We start from the raw sequence: 18,923 nt of genomic DNA on the forward strand, positions 1-18,923 counted from the left end.
CAGGCAGCCCTATCTAGGGCCCATGCATGTTCCCCAGAATAGCCTGGCGCTGATCGGTAACACGCCGCTCGTGCGCCTGAAGGGTCCCAGCGACGAAACCGGCTGCGACATCTTCGCCAAATGTGAGTTCGCCAATCCCGGCGCGTCGGTGAAGGACCGCGCGGCGCTGTATATCGTCGAGGATGCCGAGGCGCGGGGGCAGCTTTCGCCCGGCGGTACGATCGTCGAGGGAACGGCCGGCAATACCGGCATCGGGCTGGCGCTGGTCGCCAACGCCAAGGGCTATCGCACGATCATCGTGATGCCGGAGACGCAGTCGCGCGAGAAGATGGATACGCTGCGCGCGCTCGGCGCCGAACTGGTGCTGGTGCCCGCCGCGCCCTATTCGAACCCCGGCCATTTCGTGCACACCAGCCGCCGCATCGCCGAAGAAACGCCGAACGCGATCTGGGCCAACCAGTTCGACAACACCGCCAATCGCAAGGCCCATATCTATGGCACGGCCGAGGAGATCTGGACGCAGATGGACGGGCGCATCGATGGGTTCACCTGTGCTGCGGGCACCGGTGGCACGATCGCCGGGGTCGGCCTGGGCCTGAAGGCCAAGGACGAGACGATCACCATCGCGCTCAGCGATCCGCATGGTGCCGCGCTCTACGAATATTATGCCTGTGGGGAACTGCGCGCCGAAGGATCGTCCGTGGCGGAGGGCATCGGCCAGGGCCGGATCACCGGCAACCTGGAGGGCGCCCCGATCGATACCCAGTTCCGGATTTCCGACGAGGAAGGCCTGGAATGGGTGCGCCGGCTTCTTTCCGAAGAGGGACTGTGCCTTGGGCTTTCCTCCGGCATCAACGTAGCCGGCGCGGTGCGCCTGGCGCGGGCGCTCGGGCCGGGCAAGCGGATCGCGACGATCCTGTGCGACACGGGGTTCCGCTATCTTTCCACGCTCTACAATGCCGAATGGCTGGCCGCGAAGGGGTTGCCGGTGCCGGCCTGGCTGGCGCGGGACTGATGCGATGAATGCGTAAGGGGAGTCCCTTGGCACACAGGCGGTTCGGGATGTGATAGACGCGCGGCTCGACAAGCATCCGCTTGCGCGTTACATTTATGCCACAGCCATGAAACTCGGACCCCGCCAAGACCCTAGCCAGGCAATGCAGCGCGTGCGCGTGGGCATGACGGGGCTTGCCGCGGTGATCCTGCTGATCGCGGTGGTGAGCGTGATCTATTCCTCGGCCAATCGCGAGGCGCCGGTAAGCGCGGCGGGGGCGTCGAACGCCGCGGTCGTCGCCAACCTTACCGGTAGCGACAATGTTTCCGCCGAAAAGGGGCGGGACGAGCCGCTGGCCGAGCTGGGGGTGGCGCCCGGCACGGATTCGACCGATCCTACGGCACAGGATCTCGCGCGCGAACAGGCGCATCGCCAGGATAGCGCCGGCCGCTGATCGCGCCGCCATCGCCCGCGACCGGGTTTCGGCGGGATTTCGCCCCACCATGGCCGTTGTACGGGGATGGCGGGGGATTTTGCGCCACCGGCAGCGCGGTTGAATCCACCCCATCGGGATGATGTGCGATTCGCGCTTTCGTCTCTGCGAAAATATCATTCTATTTCAAAGTGGTGCCTTCTTTCGGCGGGAATCTGCCTGCCGCCTCCTCGAAATCATGGGCCGATCGGATTCCGATCGAAGCGTGGCGTGCCGTGGCGCCGCTCGGTCACCCCTTGCAGCCATAAGGAAAACATAAAGGAAATATAAAGAGAACATACATTCCGTGAGGGGCTGAGTGGTGGAAAATCCCGTCCAATCCCCGCTCTGCCCGTTGCCTCCCGTGCTGTTCTATGATTAAAAGGCGAGGCTAAAAGGGGGGCACGACCCTTTTTTCTCCTGTCGAAATTCTCTGCCGAAGCCGCGGAACGCCGTGGTTCCGGAGGCGGGGGAGTCGTGCCTTGGCTTGGGATTGGCATGGTGGACAGGGAGCTCTTCGAGGGATTTGCGCTCCAGGCGGTCGATCAGAAAGGTCGTGTCGCCGTGCCTGCCGACCTGCGCGCAGCGGTCGAGCGCAACTCCGAAGTCCGCCAGATCGTGATCGGCCTCCATGCGAAGGATTCGTGCCTCTCCGCGCATGACACCAGCTGGTCCAAGGAAAAGTACCAGCGCATCGACCGGATCGAACAGCAGGCGATCGATCGCGGCGAACAGCCCGATCCCGCGGCGAAGCGTCGTGCCTTCGGCCAGGTCGAGCGCGTGCCGTTCGACGATAGCGGGCGCTTCGTGCTGCCGCCCTTCTTCCGCGCCAAAGCCAGGATCGAGAAGCTCGCCTTCTTCGTCGGCAGCGGCGAGACGTTCGATATCTGGGCGCCCGACGTGCTGGAAAATGATCCCAACGCCGATCCGGCGCTGAAGGAAATCTGCGCCTTTCTGGTGCAGGCGCGAGGCTCGAAGTGAGCGCGGCGCCGCACATCCCCGTGTTGCTCGATGAAGTGATCGATGCGCTCGCCGTCGTGGCCGGCGAGCGCCATGTCGACGCCACGTTCGGCGCGGGCGGCTATACCCGTTCGATCCTCGCGCGGGGCGCGGCCGTGGCGGCGTTCGATCGGGATCCTACGGCCATTGCCGGCGGTGCTGCCCTGGTGGCGGAAGCCGAGGGCCGGCTGGTGCTGATCCACGCGCCGTTCAGCCGGATGGAGCAGGAACTGGAAGCGCGCGGGCTGGCGCCGGTGGACGGCGTGACCCTGGATATTGGCGTTTCCTCGATGCAGATCGATCAGGCCGATCGCGGCTTCTCGTTCCAGCAGGACGGCCCGCTCGACATGCGGATGGCGGGTGAGGGCATGTCTGCGGCCGAGTGGCTGAACGAAGCCGACGAAGCCGAGATCGCCGACATCCTGTTTCATTATGGCGAGGAACCACGCGCGCGCCGCGTGGCCAAGGCGATCGTTGCGGCCCGCCCGCTGACGCGCACGTCGGAGCTTGCCGGGGTCGTGCGCAAGGCGCTCGGCTATCGGCCGCATGACAAGAAGGACCCGGCGACCCGGACCTTCCAGGCGGTGCGTATCCACGTCAACCGGGAGCTGGACGAGCTGGCCGAGGCGCTGGCCGCGGCCGAGCGGGTGCTGAAGCCCGGCGGCCGGCTGGCGGTGGTCACGTTCCATAGCCTGGAGGATCGGCTGGTGAAGCGCTTCCTGCGCGAGCGCAGCGGCAGCGAGCCGGCCGGTTCGCGCCATCGCCCGGCGATCGGTCCGCGGGCGGAACCGAGTTTTGAACCGCCCGCCAAGGCCGTGCGCCCGAGCGAGGCGGAAGTGGCGCGCAATCCGCGAGCCCGTTCGGCCACGTTGCGCGTCGCGCGGCGGACCGGCGCGGCGCCGTGGTCGAGTGAAGGAGCAGCGTGATGGCAATGCATGGCTTTCGGGGGCTTGGCTGGTTGCTGTGTAGCGTTATCGTTGCGCCGACCTGCTATATGGTGACGTCGCACGGCGCGGCCGAGCGCGCGCGGCTGCGCAGCGTGGAGGCGGCGATCGTCTCTGCGCATAAGGATATTCGTGGGCTCGAAACGGAGTTTGAGACGCGCGCCAATCTGGCGCAGATCGAACGCTGGAACGGCGATGTGCTGGCGATGAATGCGCCGGCGCCGCAGCAATATCTCGCCAGCGCCACTGGCCTGGCTGCGCTCGATCAGCCGCAGGCGCCGTTGCAGCCCATGCAACCGAGCGGAGCCAAGGTGGAGACCGCGGCACTGATCATCCCGGCCGGTACCCGTTCGGTGCAGGCCGCCCCGGCTGTGGCGGCGGTCTCGGCGTCGGCGGCCAGCACGCCCCTCGCCGCGCCCGTGCAGGCGACGGCGCAGCGCAAGCCGGCGGCAGCGGCGGTGGTGCAGGTCGCCCAGCGGGATACGCGGCCGGAGCAGGACCTGAAGCGCCTGATGCAGAAGGTTGACCGTTCGCGCCTGGCGATCGGCGATCGTCCGCTGCTCAGCGCCGCGACGATGAACGATCTGCGCCGAGTAGCCCAGCGCGAGCAATTGGCGTTGCATTGATCGTCGTCGTAGCTCCTCCGGCGCGGGCGCGCACCGCGAGTGGCGAGCGACCGGCGCTCGTCGCGGTGGCGCAACTGCGCCTGATGATCCTTTCGATCCTGTTCGGCGCGGGCATGTTGGCGATCGTCGCCAAGCTGGCGTTTCTGGCGATGTCGTCGGGGCCGGCAGCGTCGCGCGATCTTGCGAGCGCACTGGTGCCGGCGCGTGCCGATATCGTCGATCGCAACGGTACGCCGCTCGCCCGGAGCATCGAGGCATGGGTGATCGCGATCCACCCCAATCGGGTGATCACCGACAAGGCGGTGCTGGCGCAGAAGCTCGCGGAACTGATGCCGGAACGTTCGACGGCCGACTATCTCGCGCTGCTGAATACCGGCAGCAGCTTTGCGTTCCTGAAGCGCCGCGCGCTGCCCGAATTGGTCAACGCCGTGAACGCGCTTGGTGAGCCTGCGATCGAATTCACGCCAGAGAAGGACCGGTTGTATCCGCAATCTGAAATGGCGGCGCATGTGCTCGGCTATCTCGATACCGCCGGGCACGGCGTTACTGGCATGGAAAAGGTGCTGGAGGCGCGGCTGAGCGATCCGGGGCAACGCGGCAAGCCGGTGATGCTATCGCTCGACGTGCGCGTGCAGGCCGCGCTGGAAAGCGAGCTGGGGCGCGCGATGACCGACTTGCAGGCGCGCGGCGCTGCCGGCATCGTGCTGGACGTGCATACCGGGGAAGTGGTGGCGATGACGTCGCTTCCCAGCTTCAATCCCAATGCGCTGGGCGGGCCGCCGCCGCGCAACAACGTGACCCAGAGCGTGTATGAGCTCGGATCGACGTTCAAGCCCATCGCGGTTGCCGCGGCGATCGATTCGGGCACGATCACGTCCATGGCCCGGCGCTTCGATGCCACCGCGCCGATGAAGGTCGGGCGCTTCACCATCCATGACGATCCCGGTGACGAGCAGTTCCGCTGGCTCAACATCCCAGAGACGCTGATCTATTCCTCCAACATCGCCACCGCGCGCATCGCCGACGAACTCGGCGCGGAAAAGATGCAGGACATGTTCCGACGGCTGGGCTTCGACCAGCGGCCGAGCATCGAGATCGGCGCGGTCCGGCCGCTCTGGCCCGCGAACTGGGGCCGGATCACGGTGATGACGACCGCCTATGGCCATGGCATCGCGGTGACCCCGCTGCATCTTGCGACCGCTTATGCGGCGCTCGTGAACGGCGGCATCTGGCGGCCGGCGACGATGATGAAACTGGATGCCGCGCATCCGCCGGAGGGCCGCCGCGTCCTCCAGGAGGCGACCAGCGCGCGGATGCGCCAGCTGCTGCGGCTGATCGTGCTGAAGGGCACCGGCCGCAAGGGCGAGGCCCAGGGCTATCGGGTAGCCGGCAAGACCGGCACGGCGGAGGCTGCGAGCGAGGGCGGCTACGACAAGCATCGCAATGTCTCCACCTTCGCTGCCGCTTTCCCGATCGACGCGCCGCGCTATGTGGTGGTCGCGATGCTGGACTCGCCCAAGGCAAATGCCACTACCCCGCGGACCACGGCGGCCTGGACCGTCGCGCCGGTCGTTTCGCGGCTGATCGCCCGCACTGGCGCGATCCTGGGTATTGCTCCGGACGATCACCGCGATATCGACGAAAGCGACTTGCTGCCACTGGTGGAAAAGTCCCCTGAGCCCGGAGCGGGAACCGAATGAAACTGGGTATGCTGACAGGTGGAGACGAGACGGCGATCGTCACGGGTTTCGCCATCGATCACCGCAAGGTGGCGCCGGGCACGATCTTCGGCGCCTTCGAAGGCGCGCGCGTGAACGGTGAGGACTTCATCGCCGCGGCAGTGCGGGCGGGGGCGATCGCGGTCGTGGCGCGGCCCGAGGCGGTGGTGGAGGGGGCGGTGCATATCGCGGACGCCAATCCGCGCGGGCGCTTCGCGGACCTTGCCGCGCAGTTCTTCGCCCCTTTCCCGGCGGTGACGGCAGCGGTGACCGGTACCAACGGCAAGACCTCGACGGTCGAAATGACTCGCCAGCTATGGCGGATGGCGGGATTTCATGCCGCCTCGATCGGCACGCTGGGAGTGACGACGGCGGACGAGCGCGTATCGACCGGCCTGACCACCCCGGATATCGTGACCTTCCTGTCGAACGTCGCCGGGCTGGCGCGCGAGGGCGTGACGCATCTGGCGTTCGAGGCGTCGTCGCACGGGCTTTCCCAATATCGCACACAGGGGCTGCCCGTGCGTGCGGCGGCGTTCACCAATCTCAGCCGCGATCATCTGGACTATCATGGCGACATGGCGACCTATTTCACCGCCAAGATGCGCCTCTTCGCCGAAGTGCTGGCAGAGGATGGCGCGGCGGTGGTTTGGGCGGATGACCCCCATGCGCCGCAGGTGGAGGACCTCGCCCGGATGCGCGGCAACCGGCTGATCACCGTCGGCGAGCATGGCAAGACGCTGCGGCTGATCGGCCGCACCCCGTCGCTGCTTGGGCAGACGCTGGAGATCGAGGCGGACGGCGCGGTCCATTTCGTGCGGTTGCCGCTGATCGGTGCCTATCAGGCGGCGAACGCGCTGACCGCCGCGGGCCTGGTGATCGCGACCGGCGGCGATATCGGGCAGACGCTGGCCAATTGCGCGCGGCTGCAGCCGGTGCGCGGGCGGCTGGAGCGTGCGGTGATCGCTCCCAACGGCGCGCCGGTCTATGTCGATTACGCCCATACGCCCGATGCGCTGGAAGCGGCGATCGCGGCGCTGAAGCCGCATACCGAAGGGCGGTTGATTCTGGTGTTCGGCGCGGGGGGCGACCGCGATCCCGGCAAGCGCCAGCTTATGGGGCAGGCGGCGGCGGTGGGTGCCGATGTGGCGATCGTCACCGACGACAATCCGCGCACCGAAGATCCGGCGGAAATCCGCCGCGCGATCCTGAAGGGCGCGCCGCAGGCGACCGAGATCGGCGATCGGGGCGCGGCGATCGCCGCGGCGATCGCGATGGCCGAGCCGCACGATATCGTGCTGATCGCCGGCAAGGGGCATGAACAGGGCCAGATCGTCGGCGAGATGGTGCTGCCATTCGACGATGTTTCGGTTGCAAGGGAGTGCGCGGCGTGACGAGCCCGCTTTGGACTTCGGACGAGATCGCAGCGGCCACCGCCGGTACCGCCTCGGCGGATTTCGCCGTATTCGGCGTCGCGTTCGATTCCCGTGAGGTCGGCGCCGGAGACCTGTTTCTCGCGCTGAAGGGGGAAAGCACCGACGGGCATCGCTTCCTCGACCAGGCGTTCGCGCAGGGTGCGGCCGGCGCGGTCGTTTCGGACGCGACCGCTTATCCGAACGTTGCCGTCGCCGACACGACTGCCGCACTGAATGCGCTGGGCGCCGCATCGCGCGCGCGCACGACAGCAAAGATCATCGGCGTCACCGGTTCGGTGGGGAAGACCGGCACCAAGGAGGCCCTGTTCGCGGCGCTTGATCGGGTGGATCCCGGCTGCGCGCATCGATCGGTCAAGAGCTACAACAACCACACCGGCGTGCCATTGAGCCTTGCGCGGATGCCGCGCGAGGCCCGTTACGGCGTGCTGGAGATGGGGATGAACCATGCGGGCGAACTTGCCGAACTGACCCGGCTGGTCCGGCCGCATGTGGCGATCGTGACGGCGATCGCGCCGGCGCATCTTGGATTCTTCGACAGCGTCGAGGATATCGCGGATGCCAAAGGCGAGATTTTCCAGGGATTGCAACCCGGCGGAACCGCGATCGTGCCGTTCGACAGTCCGTATCGGGAGCGGCTGATCGCCGCGGCGGAGCCTTATGCCACCCGGATTGTGACGTTCGGCCTTGGTGAAGGCGCGGACGTGCGCGCGATGGAGATGATGCAAACCCCGGCCGGCGGCACCTTCGTGTTGTCTCGTATCGGTGACAAGGAGCTCAGCTTCACTATGTCCCAGCCCGGTGACCACTGGGTTTCCAATGGGATGGCGATCCTGGCGGCTGTGGATGCCGTGGGGGGCGATCTGGAACTGGCGGGCCTCGCGCTGGCGGAACTGGGTGGGCTTGCCGGGCGCGGTGCGCGGCTGAGCGTGCCGGTGGGCAACGGCACCGCGCTGGTGATCGACGAAAGCTATAACGCCAATCCGAGTTCGATGCGGGCGACGCTGGCGGTGCTGGCGCGCGAGCCGGGCCGCAGGGTGGCGGTGCTGGGCGAGATGCGCGAACTTGGGGCCCACGCGGATGCGCTGCACGCCGAACTGGCCGATCCGATCGTCGAGGCTGGGGTGAGCCGTGCCATTTTGGTGGGCGAAGCGATGGCCCCGCTGGCGGCTGCGCTTGAGGGGCGGCTGAATTTCGTCCATGTGGCCGATGCCGCAGCTGCGAAGGCCGAGCTCGAATCGACGCTCGCGCCGGGCGACGCGGTTCTCATCAAAGGGTCGAACGGCGTGCGGCTGGCGACGATCGTCGCGGCGCTGGCGGAAAGGCAAACATGCTCTATCTGATCGCAGAGCAGCTGGGCTTCCCCGGCGTCCTCAATCTGTTCCGGTACCTGTCGTTCCGCACCGGCGGTTCGGTGGCGACCGCGCTGCTGATCGGCCTGCTGATCGGCCCGAAGTTCATCGGCTGGCTGCGCCTGCGCCAGGGGAAGGGCCAGCCGATCCGCACCGACGGTCCGCAGAGCCACCTCGCCAAGCGCGGCACGCCGACGATGGGCGGGCTGATGATCCTGACCAGCCTGACGCTGGCGCTGCTGATCTGGATGGACCTGCGCAACGCCTATGTCTGGGCGTGCATGTTCGTGACGCTCGGCTTCGGCATGATCGGCTTCCTCGACGATTACGACAAGGTGCGGAAGCAGAAGACCGCGGGCGTATCGGGCAAGGTTCGGCTGATCGGCGAGTTCCTGATCGCGGGCATCGCCAGCGCGATCATCATTTTCGCCGAGGGCAATACCCAGCTTTATGTGCCGTTCTTCAGCTGGGTGCACCCTGATCTCGGCTATTTCTACATCGCCTTTGCGGCGTTCACGATTGTGGCGTTCGGCAATGCGGTGAACCTGACCGACGGCCTCGACGGGCTGGCGACGATGCCGGTGGTGATCGCGGGCATGGCGTTCATGCTGATCGCCTATCTCGCCGGCAACAAGATCTACGCGACCTATCTTGGCATCCCGCACGTGCCGGGCGCGGGCGACCTCGCCATCTTCTGCGGCGCGATGATCGGGGCGGGGCTGGCCTTCCTTTGGTTCAATGCGCCGCCGGCGGCGGTGTTCATGGGCGATACCGGGAGTCTCGCGCTGGGCGGGGCGATCGGCACCATCGCCGTCACCACGCACCATGAGCTGGTGCTCGGCATCATCGGCGGCCTGTTCGTGATGGAGGCGCTGAGCGTCATCATCCAGGTGTTCTTCTTCAAGCGCACCGGCAAGCGGGTGTTCCGCATGGCGCCGATCCACCACCATTTCGAACAGCTCGGCTGGTCGGAGCCGACGGTGGTGATCCGCTTCTGGATCATCGCCTTCGTGCTGGCGCTGGCCGGCCTGGCGACCCTCAAGCTGCGGTGATCACCAGCCCCGCCTGGCGCGGCAAACGCTTCGCGGTGCTCGGGCTTGCGCGCTCGGGCGCGGCGACCGTGCGCGCGCTGCTGGCGAGCGGGGCGGAAGTGCTGGCGTGGGATTCGAACGAAGCGGCGCGGCAAGCCGTGCAAAAGAGTGCCGGAGAGGCCGAGCGCCTGTTCGTCGATGACTTCACCGACTGGATTGAGATCGAAGCGGACGGCTTCGTTTTCTCGCCGGGCGTTCCGCTCAACCGACATCCGCTGGCGACCGTCGCGCGGGAAACGGGCGTGCCGCTGATCGGCGACATCGAGCTGTTCGCGCAGGCGCGCGCCGATCTGCCGGCGCACCGTGTGGTCGGCATCACCGGCACCAACGGCAAGTCGACCACCACCGCGCTGATCCACCACATCGTCGAGACGGCAGGCATTCCCACGCGTCTCGGCGGCAATATCGGGCTGCCGATCCTCGGTCAGGAGCCGCTGCCCGAGGGCGGCGTCTATGTGCTGGAGCTGTCCAGCTATCAGATCGACCTGACCCACAGCCTCGACTGCGACGTCGCGGTGCTGCTCAACATCACACCCGACCATCTCGACCGCTATGATGGCTTCGAGGGCTATGCCGCGTCCAAGGCGCGGCTGTTCGCGATGCAGTCCAGGGGCCACGCCGCCATCATCGGTATCGGCGATGCCGCCTCGGCGACCATCGCGCGGCAGGTGGCGCTTTCCGGCCGTAGCGAGGACGTGACGAAGATCGCGCCGGGCGTGTGCATGGACCAGTCGCGCTGGCCCGCGCTGCAGGGTCCGCACAACGCGCAGAACGCGCTCGCCGCGATCGCCGCCTGCGAGGCGCTGGGCATCGACCGCGCCGCGATCGACCAGGGGCTGGAAACCTTCCCCGGCCTGGCGCACCGGATGGAGCGGATCGCGACCCGGAACGGCGTGCTGTTCGTCAACGACAGCAAGGCGACAAACCCGGAATCGACCGCCCCGGCGCTCGCGGCCTATGCGCGGATCCACTGGATCCTTGGCGGCGTCGCCAAGACCGACAGCCTGGAGGCGTGCCGTCCCGGTTTCGGCCATGTCGTGCGCGCCTATACGATCGGTGAGGCCGGGCCGCTGTTCGCCCGGCTGCTGCAAAGTGAAATGCCCGTCGCGCAGTCCGGCACGCTGGACGCGGCGGTGCGCGCCGCCGCTGCCAACGCGCAACCGGGCGAAACGGTGCTGTTGTCTCCGGCCTGCGCTTCGTTCGACCAGTTTCGCGACTTCGAGGCGCGGGGGGATGCATTTCGCGCCGCCGTGGAGGCGCTCGGGTGAGCCGCCGGGCCGAGGGCGTGGGCGAGACGAGGGGCGGCCTTCCGCGACTTTCCAACCAGTTGAGCCGGGCGAGCCGCTCGCGCGCAGGCATGTGGTTCTGGGAAGTGGACCATGTGCTGATGCTGCTGGCGGTACTGCTGATCGCGATCGGGCTCGTTGCCGTCGCTGCGGCGTCCCCGGCGACGGCGCGTCGCTATTCGGACGCGTCGCACATCGTGCCGCCGATGTATTATTTCTGGCGGCAGCTGATGTGGGTGTGCGTGTCCTTGCCGGTGCTGATCGTCGTATCGATGCTGCCAACGGCGGCGGCCCGGCGACTTTCGGTTGCCGGTGCGGTGGTGTTCCTCGGCATGATGGCGCTGCTGCCGGTAATCGGGCACGAGGTGAACGGGGCGAAGCGCTGGATCAGCCTGGGCATTTCCGATCTTCAGCCCTCCGAGTTCCTGAAGCCGATGTTCATCGTCACCACCGCCTGGATCCTGTCGTTCCGCGCCAAGGATCCGGAGCTTCCGGTGATGATCGTAACGGGCGCGCTGACGGCGCTGATCGGCGGCCTGCTGATGCTCCAGCCCGATTTCGGGCAGACGATCGTGTTCGGGCTCGTCTGGGTGATCCTGCTCATGATCGCGGGCATTTCGCCGGCGGCGATCGCCGGGCTGGGCGGGGTGGCGATGGCGGGTGTGGTCGCTGCGTACCTGTTCTACGGCACCGCGCGCACGCGGATCGACAATTTCCTGTTTCCTACCAAGGAAGCGGCGCTGGCCGATCGCTATCAGGTGGAGATGGCGCACGATACCCTGAGTGCCGGCGGCCTGTTCGGTGCGGGGCCAGGCAGCGGCCAGATCAAGTTCCGCCTGCCGGAGGCGCATACCGATTACATCTTCGCGGTGATCGGCGAGGAGTTCGGGCTGATTGCCTGCGGCGTGATCGCGCTGCTGTATCTCTCGATCGTCATCCGCGTGCTGACCAAATTGCTGGACGAGGAAGACCCGTTCCGGATGCTGGCGGCGGCCGGGCTGGCGACGCAGTTCGGGCTGCAGGCGCTGATCAACATGGCGGTGAACACCGGCATCGCGCCGTCCAAGGGGATGACGCTGCCGTTCATCAGCTATGGCGGCTCGTCGATGATCGCGCTTTCCATCGGCTATGGGCTGCTGCTCGCTTTCACGCGGAGAAATCCGTATCTGAAGCGCTCGCCCTATACCGCGCGCTGGAGCAAACCATGACCGAACGCCGTAGTTACGTCCTCGCCGCCGGTGGCACCGGGGGGCATATGGTGCCCGCCGCCGCGCTGGGCGTGGAACTGGCGCGGCGCGGCCACCATGTCGCGCTGGTGAGCGACGAGCGCGGCGTGCGCTTCCCCGGCCTGTTCGAGGGCGTCGAGACGCATGTGCTGCCCGCCGGCAGGCTGGGCGGCGGGCCGCTCGGCTATCTAAAGGCGGCGCGGCAGATGCTGGCCGGCCGGGCGATGGCGCGGAAGCTGTACAAGCAGCTGCGACCGTCGGCGGTGATCGGCTTTGGCGGCTATCCTGCATTCCCGGCGCTGGCGGCGGCGTTCAGCGCGCGAATCCCGACCGTGATCCACGAGCAGAATGCGGTGCTGGGCCGGGTCAACCGGCTGGTCGCGGGCCGGGTCGCGGCGATCGCGACCTCGTACGACAAGGTCGAGCGGATGAAGCCCGGCTGGGCGGTGAAGACTCACCTCACCGGCAATCCGGTGCGCGAGGCGGTGCTGGCACTGCGCGCCAAGCCCTATCCGATGCTCGAGGAAGACGGCCTGTTCCGCGTGCTGGTGACCGGCGGCAGCCAGGGCGCCTCGATCCTCAGCCAGGTGGTACCCGATGGGCTGGCGCTGCTACCGGTACAGTTCCGCCGCCGGCTGCAGGTGACGCATCAGGCCCGCGTCGAGGATATCGAGATGGTTCGCGCCAAATACCAGGAACACGAGATTCCTGCCGAGGTCGCCACCTATCTGCCCGACATGCCCGAGCGGCTGGCCTGGGCGCATCTGGTGATCGCGCGGGCAGGGGCCTCGACCATCGCCGAACTGACCGCCGCGGGCCGTCCGGCGATCCTCGTGCCGTTGCCCAGCGCTACCGACGACCACCAGACCGCGAACGCGCGCGAGATCACCGAGGCGGGCGGCGCGCGGACCATCCCCCAGCGCGCCTTCACCGCGCAGGAACTGGCCAAGCAGATGCAGAAGCTGGGGCTCGACACCAAGGCGCTGGAGAATGCGGCGGCACGCGCCCGCGGCGTCGGCCGGCCCGACGCGGTGCGCGACCTGGCCGACCTCGTCGAATCGATCCACGCACCCAAGGCCCCGGTGGGCAAGGTGCAGAAAACCAATAAGAACGGAAGGCCTGCTTACGCATGAAGGGCGTCGCCACCGACATCGGTACCATTCACTTCGTCGGCATCGGCGGGATCGGCATGTCCGGCATCGCCGAGGTAATGCACAACCTTGGCTATAAGGTGCAGGGCTCGGATGTGGCGGACAGCTATGTCGTGCAGGGCCTGCGCGATCGGGGCATCCCGGTCACCATCGGCCATGCTGCCGAGAATCTGGGCGACGCGGCGGTGGTGGTGGTCTCTACCGCGATCGTGCGGACCAACCCCGAGGTGGAAGCGGCCTACCAGAACCGCATCCCCGTGGTGCGCCGCGCCGAGATGCTCGCCGAGCTGATGCGGCTGAAGTCCACCGTCGCGGTGGCGGGCACGCATGGCAAGACGACGACGACGTCGATGGTCGCGGCTTTGTTGGATGCCGGCGGCGTCGATCCGACCGTGATCAACGGCGGGATCATCAACCAATACGGCTCGAATGCGCGCCTCGGCGACAGCGAGTGGATGGTGGTCGAGGCCGACGAGAGCGACGGCAGTTTCCTGCGGCTCGACGGCACGATCGCGGTGGTCACCAACATCGATCCCGAGCATCTCGACCATTATGGCTCGTTCGAGAAGGTGAAGGCGGCGTTCGTCGAGTTCGTCGAGAATGTCCCCTTCTACGGCGCGGCGCTGCTGTGCCTCGATCATCCCGAAGTGCAGGCGCTGATTCCGCGGGTGCGCGACCGGCGGATCGTCACCTATGGCTTCGCGGCGAGCGCCGATGTGCGCGGCGTGAACGTGACGCCGCATGCCGGCGGCAATCGCTTCGAGGCGATCATCCGCAATCGCGACGGCAGCACGCGCTCTATCGAGAATATCGAGCTGCCGATGCCCGGTCGCCACAATGTCCAGAACGCGCTGGCCGCGATCGGGGTGGCGCTGGAGCTGGGTATTCCCGATGCGACGATCCAGCAGGGCTTCGCCAAGTTCGGCGGGGTCAAGCGGCGCTTCACCAAGGTCGGCGAAGTGGCCGGCGCGGCGATCATCGACGATTACGGCCATCATCCGGTGGAGATCCGAGCGGTGCTGGCGGCTGCGCGCGAGAGCGTGCGCGGCCGGGTGATCGCGGTGGTGCAGCCGCACCGCTATTCGCGGCTTGCCAATCTGATGGACGAGTTCGCCCAGTCGTTCAACGACGCCGATATGGTGTATGTGGCACCCGTCTATCCGGCGGGCGAGGCGCCGATCGAAGGCGTCGATGCCGATGCGCTGGTCGAGCAGATCTCGCATCGCGGGCACCGCGCGGTCGCGGCGGCACCCGATGCGGCAGCGCTGGCGCAGGCGCTGGCCGGCACGGTGCGCGAGGGCGACATGGTGGTGTGCCTGGGTGCTGGCGATATCACGAAGTGGGCGGCGGGTCTGGCTCCGGCGATCGCGGCAGCGCGGGGGGATGCGTGACGCTGCCTCAGCCTCGCGGCAAACTCACGCCGAACGCCCCGCTCGCCCCGCTCGTCTGGTTCAAGAGCGGCGGCGCGGCGGAGTGGCTGTTCGAGCCGGCCGATGCCGACGACCTCGCCGCGTTCCTCGCCGCGCTGGACCCGCAAACCCCGGTGATGGGCCTCGGCCTCGGTTCGAACATGATCGTCCGCGACGGCGGCGTGCCCGGCGTGGTGGTTCGCCTCGGCAAGGCCTTTGCCGCGGTCGAGCAGCTCGACGACACCACGCTGCGCTGCGGCGGCGGCGCGTCGGGCATCCTCGTCTCCTCCAAGGCGCGCGACTGGGGCATTGGCGGCATCGAGTTCCTGCGCTCGATCCCCGGCACCGTCGGCGGCTTCGTGCGGATGAACGGCGGCGCCTATGGTCGCGAGACCTGCGACATTCTGGTCGACTGCGAGATCGTGCTCCGCTCGGGCGAGCGGCGCGTGCTGGCCAATGCCGATCTCGGTTATACCTATCGCCACAGCAGCCTGCCCGAGGGTACGATCGTGGTAAGCGCCACCTTCCGCGGCTTCCCCAAGGCCTCGGAGGACATTCAGACCGAGATGGACCGCATCGCCGCCGCGCGCGAGGAATCGCAGCCGCTGCGCTCCAAGACCGGCGGCTCGACCTTCAAGAACCCCGAGGGCTACAAGGCCTGGGCGCTGGTCGACGCAGCCGGCTGCCGGGGCCTGCGCCGCGGCGACGCGCAGGTCAGCGAGAAGCATTGCAACTTCCTCCTCAATTTGGGGGACGCCACCAGCGCCGATATCGAGGCGCTGGGCGAGGACGTCCGCGCGCGGGTCAAGGCGCAGTCGGGCGTGGAACTGGAATGGGAGATTCAGCGCGTGGGAGTGGCGAAGTGAGTGTGGTCTGCAAATCCTCCCCCGCCAGGGGGAGGTGGCACGCGCAGCGTGACGGAGGGGGAGGAACTCCCGCCGCCCATCGTGCGTCCGCCCCCTCCGTCGCCTTCGGCGCCACCTCCCCCTGGCGGGGGAGGATCGCATGAGCCTCCACATCGCCGTGCTGATGGGCGGCTGGTCGGCCGAGCGCGAGGTATCGCTGATGTCGGGCAATGGCGTCGCCGATGCGCTGGAGAGCCTGGGCCACCGCGTCACCCGGATCGACCTCGATCGCGACGTCGCCGCCAAGCTCGCCGAAGCCAAGCCGGACGTGGTGTTCAACGCGCTCCACGGTACGCCGGGCGAGGATGGCAGCGTGCAGGGCATGCTCGACCTGATGGGCATCCGCTACACCCACTCGGGCATGGTCACTTCGGTCATCGCGATCGACAAGCAGCTGACCAAGCAGGCGCTGGTGCCGCATGGCATCCCGATGCCCGGCGGCCGGATGGTGTCGCGCGAGGAGCTGTACCGGCAGGATCCGCTGCCGCGGCCCTATGTGCTGAAACCCGTCAACGAGGGGTCGTCGGTGGGCGTGGCGATCGTGACGCCCGAGAGCAATGTCGGCAACCCGATCCACCCGGATGCGCGCGGGCCCTGGCAGGAATTCGACGAACTGCTCGCCGAGCCGTTCATCCGCGGGCGGGAACTGACCACGGCGGTGTTGGGCGACCAGGCGCTGGGCGTCACCGAATTGAAGCCAAAGAACGGCTTCTACGATTACGACGCCAAATATACCGACGGTCTGACCGAGCACGTCTTCCCGGCGCAGATCCCCGATGATGTCGCGGAGGCGTGCAAGCGGATCGCGCTCGATGCGCATCGGCTGCTCGGCTGCAAGGGCGCCTCGCGCGCCGATTTCCGCTGGGACGACACGCAGGGCGTCGACGGGCTGTTCCTGCTCGAGGTCAACACCCAGCCCGGCATGACCCCGCTGAGCCTGGTGCCAGAACAGGCGCGCCATCTGGGCATCGACTATGCTACGCTCGTGCAACGGATCGTCGAGGAGGCATTGTGAGCCGCAGGCCCGCCCAAGCGCAGCGCGCGACCACCCGGCGCGGCGAGAAGCCGAAGCCGCGCGGTACCGCGCGCCGGCCGCAGCGGGCGGGGATCGTCGATCAGGCGATCGCCGGATTGCCGATCAGCCCGGAGACGCTGCACAAGGTTACCACCTGGAGCATCGTCGGCGCGGTGGGCGCGGTGGTGCTGACGGTGGGAATCCTGGCGGGCGTGCCGCAGATGATCGGTGTCGGCATGGCCCAGGCGGTGGGCGATGCCGGCCTGCGCGTGGACGAAATCCAGATCGATGGCCTGAAGCGGATGGACCGCGCGACGGTGTATGAACAGGTGCTCGATCAGGATTCACGGGCGATGCCGCTGGTCGATCTGGGCGATGTCCGCGCGCGGCTGCTGAAGTTTCCCTGGGTGAAGGATGCCCGCGTTTCGCGCCGGCTGCCGCATACGCTGCATATCTATATCGACGAACGTGTGCCCGCGGCGATCTGGCAGAATCACGGGCGCCTGATGCTGATCGATGCCGATGGCGTCGCGCTCGAACCGGTCTCCGCCGAAGCGATGCCCGATCTGCCGCTGATGATCGGCGATGGCGCCAATCTCCAGGAAGCGGCGCGCAAGCGGCTGCTGGATACCCAGCCTGGCCTGAAGCCGCTGGTGAAGGCGACGAGCTGGGTCGGCAATCGCCGATGGGACCTGTTCTTCACCTCTGGCGAGAAACTGCAGTTGCCCGAGGGAGAGGTTGCCGCTGCGGCGGCACTGAAGCGATTCGCCGCGATCGATGCGGCGCAGCGATTGCTCGGTCGCGGCAATCTGGGATTTGACATGCGCGACGAGAGCAAGTTGGTTGTCCGGCGGCAGGGCGTGATCGAAGCGCCGCAGCCTGCCGCACCGGCACCGGCACCGGGACCGGTACTGGCGCCGGCATCCGGCGCGCCAGCCGCGGCACCGGCCTCGGCGGGCATTGGGCAGGGGGAAGGCTGATGGCGAAGGTTGCACCCGAAGGACTGATCACCGCGCTCGACGTCGGATCGTCGAAAGTTTCCGCCCTCATCGCGCAGCGGAGCGAGGACGGCAATCTCGTCGTCCTCGGCACCGGCCAGCGCGAGAGCCGCGGCGTGAAGCGCGGCTATGTCGCCGATATGCGGACCACGGAAATCGCGATCCGCGAGGCGGTGGAGCAGGCGGAGCGCATCGCCGGCTTCAACATCGAGGATGTGTGGGTGAGCTTTTCGGCGGGCGGGCTGGTTTCCAGCATCGTCAAGCTGGAGGCCGATCTGGGTGGCCATCGGGTCGAGCAATCCGACATCGACGATCTGCTTCGCGCCGGCCAGGATGCCATCGATCCGCAGGGCCGGATGGTGCTGCACGCGCAGCCGACGCGCTATACGGTGGATGGGCTGGGCGGCGTGAAGCGGCCCTTGGGGCTTCATGCCGATCGGCTGGGCGTGGACGTGCACGTGGTGACGACCGATGGCTCGCCGGTGCGCAACCTCGATCTGTGCGTGCGATCCGCGCATCTGGAGGTGCGATCGATCATCGCCGCACCGGTGGCGACTGGGCTGGCCTGCCTGACCGAAGAGGAACGGGAACTGGGCGTCGCGCTGGTGGAAATCGGCGCAGGCGTCACCAATGTTTCGGTGTTCGCACAGGGCGTCCTCGCCGGGCTGGCCTCGATCCCGATGGGTTCGGCGGACATCACCGACGATATCGCTGCCGCCTTCGGCACCGCCCGGGCCTGGGCGGAGCGGACCAAGTGTTTCCACGGCTCGGCGAATCTCAGCCCGCGCGACAATCGCGAGATGATCGAAGTAACGCCCGCCACCTCCGAGGAGGGCGGCGAGGGGCAACGGATCACCAAGGCTTCGCTCAACACCGTGATCCGCCAACGGCTGGAACGGCTGATCACCGAGATTCAGAAAGAACTGAAACGGCTCAATTTCCAGGATCCCGTCGGGCGGCAGATCGTGCTGACCGGCGGTGGCGCGGAACTGGCCGGGATTGCCGACTATGCGCAGCAGGCGCTGGGCAACGCCGTGCGGGTGGGCAAGCCGCGGGGATTGCTGGCGATGCCCAGCGCCCATAGCGGACCGGCTTTCTCGACCCTGGCGGGCCTCGCCCAGTTCGCGGCCGCCGACCCGATCGATCTGCGTGCGTTGGAGCCTGGCCGGCACCAGTTGGTGACGCGGGCAAGCCCGGGTGCGCTGTTCCAGCGGTTGATCGCAGCGTTCCGGGCGAATTATTAAGGAAATGCGTCCGGCGGGGTGATAGTGGCTAGAGTCGTCGCCTCGGTTCGTGCAGACAAG

17 protein-coding genes are annotated in these 18,923 nt (G+C 67.5%); all 17 read left to right on the plus strand.

Annotated elements, in window-relative coordinates; all coding sequences use genetic code 11:
• The first annotated feature begins 22 nt into the window (after nt 1-22).
• The 17 genes from DD559_RS16445 (at nt 23) to ftsA (ending at nt 18,863) form a co-directional block, all read left to right on the plus strand.
• Nucleotides 23-1,015, plus strand: coding sequence for a cysteine synthase A (locus DD559_RS16445; protein WP_116470135.1), 993 nt, complete (start codon nt 23-25; stop codon nt 1,013-1,015).
• Nucleotides 1,016-1,121: 106 nt separating this feature from the next.
• Nucleotides 1,122-1,448, plus strand: a complete 327-nt coding sequence (locus tag DD559_RS16450; RefSeq protein ID WP_165831125.1) for a hypothetical protein — start codon at nt 1,122-1,124, stop codon at nt 1,446-1,448.
• 516 nt (nt 1,449-1,964) lie between these two features.
• Complete coding sequence (locus DD559_RS16455; RefSeq protein WP_116470137.1) at nt 1,965-2,447, plus strand: division/cell wall cluster transcriptional repressor MraZ; 483 nt, start codon at nt 1,965-1,967, stop codon at nt 2,445-2,447.
• Complete coding sequence (gene rsmH / locus DD559_RS16460) at nt 2,444-3,391, plus strand: 16S rRNA (cytosine(1402)-N(4))-methyltransferase RsmH (RefSeq protein ID WP_116470138.1); 948 nt, start codon at nt 2,444-2,446, stop codon at nt 3,389-3,391. Before DD559_RS16455 ends, rsmH begins: the two co-directional genes overlap by 4 nt.
• Complete coding sequence (locus DD559_RS16465) at nt 3,391-4,035, plus strand: hypothetical protein (RefSeq protein WP_240610307.1); 645 nt, start codon at nt 3,391-3,393, stop codon at nt 4,033-4,035. The genes rsmH and DD559_RS16465 overlap by 1 nt, the downstream gene beginning before the upstream one ends.
• Nucleotides 4,032-5,735, plus strand: coding sequence for a peptidoglycan D,D-transpeptidase FtsI family protein (locus DD559_RS16470; RefSeq protein ID WP_116470139.1), 1,704 nt, complete (start codon nt 4,032-4,034; stop codon nt 5,733-5,735). The genes DD559_RS16465 and DD559_RS16470 overlap by 4 nt, the downstream gene beginning before the upstream one ends.
• Nucleotides 5,732-7,147 carry a UDP-N-acetylmuramoyl-L-alanyl-D-glutamate--2,6-diaminopimelate ligase gene (locus DD559_RS16475; RefSeq protein WP_116470140.1) on the plus strand — a complete coding sequence of 472 codons (1,416 nt, stop codon included), beginning with the start codon at nt 5,732-5,734 and terminating at the stop codon, nt 7,145-7,147. Before DD559_RS16470 ends, DD559_RS16475 begins: the two co-directional genes overlap by 4 nt.
• Nucleotides 7,144-8,529 carry a UDP-N-acetylmuramoyl-tripeptide--D-alanyl-D-alanine ligase gene (locus tag DD559_RS16480; RefSeq protein ID WP_116470975.1) on the plus strand — a complete coding sequence of 462 codons (1,386 nt, stop codon included), beginning with the start codon at nt 7,144-7,146 and terminating at the stop codon, nt 8,527-8,529. Before DD559_RS16475 ends, DD559_RS16480 begins: the two co-directional genes overlap by 4 nt.
• On the plus strand, nt 8,517-9,590 hold the full coding sequence (gene mraY, locus DD559_RS16485) for a phospho-N-acetylmuramoyl-pentapeptide-transferase (RefSeq protein WP_116470141.1): 1,074 nt from the start codon (nt 8,517-8,519) through the stop codon (nt 9,588-9,590). Before DD559_RS16480 ends, mraY begins: the two co-directional genes overlap by 13 nt.
• Nucleotides 9,587-10,897: a UDP-N-acetylmuramoyl-L-alanine--D-glutamate ligase gene (murD, locus tag DD559_RS16490; RefSeq protein ID WP_116470142.1), complete on the plus strand. Its 1,311-nt coding sequence runs from the start codon at nt 9,587-9,589 to the stop codon at nt 10,895-10,897. The genes mraY and murD overlap by 4 nt, the downstream gene beginning before the upstream one ends.
• A gap of 89 nt (nt 10,898-10,986) precedes the next feature.
• Nucleotides 10,987-12,123 (plus strand): FtsW/RodA/SpoVE family cell cycle protein, encoded by a 1,137-nt coding sequence (locus tag DD559_RS16495; protein ID WP_116470976.1) that lies wholly within the window; start codon nt 10,987-10,989, stop codon nt 12,121-12,123.
• Nucleotides 12,120-13,274 (plus strand): undecaprenyldiphospho-muramoylpentapeptide beta-N-acetylglucosaminyltransferase, encoded by a 1,155-nt coding sequence (murG, locus tag DD559_RS16500; RefSeq protein ID WP_116470143.1) that lies wholly within the window; start codon nt 12,120-12,122, stop codon nt 13,272-13,274. The genes DD559_RS16495 and murG overlap by 4 nt, the downstream gene beginning before the upstream one ends.
• On the plus strand, nt 13,271-14,683 hold the full coding sequence (gene murC / locus DD559_RS16505) for a UDP-N-acetylmuramate--L-alanine ligase (protein WP_116470144.1): 1,413 nt from the start codon (nt 13,271-13,273) through the stop codon (nt 14,681-14,683). Before murG ends, murC begins: the two co-directional genes overlap by 4 nt.
• A 2-nt stretch (nt 14,684-14,685) precedes the next feature.
• A complete protein-coding gene (gene murB / locus DD559_RS16510) occupies nt 14,686-15,567 on the plus strand; it encodes a UDP-N-acetylmuramate dehydrogenase (RefSeq protein ID WP_116470977.1) in 882 nt (293 codons plus the stop codon).
• A gap of 139 nt (nt 15,568-15,706) precedes the next feature.
• Complete coding sequence (locus DD559_RS16515; RefSeq protein WP_116470145.1) at nt 15,707-16,621, plus strand: D-alanine--D-alanine ligase; 915 nt, start codon at nt 15,707-15,709, stop codon at nt 16,619-16,621.
• The gene (locus tag DD559_RS16520) at nt 16,618-17,601 is read left to right on the plus strand and encodes a cell division protein FtsQ/DivIB (protein WP_116470146.1); all 984 of its coding nucleotides are present in this window, start codon (nt 16,618-16,620) and stop codon (nt 17,599-17,601) included. The genes DD559_RS16515 and DD559_RS16520 overlap by 4 nt, the downstream gene beginning before the upstream one ends.
• Nucleotides 17,601-18,863, plus strand: a complete 1,263-nt coding sequence (ftsA, locus tag DD559_RS16525; protein WP_116470147.1) for a cell division protein FtsA — start codon at nt 17,601-17,603, stop codon at nt 18,861-18,863. The genes DD559_RS16520 and ftsA overlap by 1 nt, the downstream gene beginning before the upstream one ends.
• Nucleotides 18,864-18,923: the final 60 nt, after the last annotated feature.

The organism is Sphingomonas pokkalii (assembly GCF_003096275.1).
In the GTDB taxonomy this organism is placed as follows: Bacteria; Pseudomonadota; Alphaproteobacteria; order Sphingomonadales; family Sphingomonadaceae; genus Sphingomonas; species Sphingomonas pokkalii.

Coding starts and splice junctions, on each gene's coding strand:
- mraY (WP_116470141.1), top strand. CDS start 8,517: ATGCTCTATCTGATCGCAGAGCAGCTGGGCTTCCCCGGCGTCCTCAAT.
- murG (WP_116470143.1), top strand. CDS start 12,120: ATGACCGAACGCCGTAGTTACGTCCTCGCCGCCGGTGGCACCGGGGGG.
- DD559_RS16450 (WP_165831125.1), top strand. CDS start 1,122: ATGAAACTCGGACCCCGCCAAGACCCTAGCCAGGCAATGCAGCGCGTG.
- DD559_RS16465 (WP_240610307.1), top strand. CDS start 3,391: ATGGCAATGCATGGCTTTCGGGGGCTTGGCTGGTTGCTGTGTAGCGTT.
- DD559_RS16455 (WP_116470137.1), top strand. CDS start 1,965: ATGGTGGACAGGGAGCTCTTCGAGGGATTTGCGCTCCAGGCGGTCGAT.
- DD559_RS16515 (WP_116470145.1), top strand. CDS start 15,707: ATGAGCCTCCACATCGCCGTGCTGATGGGCGGCTGGTCGGCCGAGCGC.
- DD559_RS16495 (WP_116470976.1), top strand. CDS start 10,987: ATGTGGTTCTGGGAAGTGGACCATGTGCTGATGCTGCTGGCGGTACTG.
- DD559_RS16475 (WP_116470140.1), top strand. CDS start 5,732: ATGAAACTGGGTATGCTGACAGGTGGAGACGAGACGGCGATCGTCACG.
- murC (WP_116470144.1), top strand. CDS start 13,271: ATGAAGGGCGTCGCCACCGACATCGGTACCATTCACTTCGTCGGCATC.
- ftsA (WP_116470147.1), top strand. CDS start 17,601: ATGGCGAAGGTTGCACCCGAAGGACTGATCACCGCGCTCGACGTCGGA.
- DD559_RS16445 (WP_116470135.1), top strand. CDS start 23: ATGCATGTTCCCCAGAATAGCCTGGCGCTGATCGGTAACACGCCGCTC.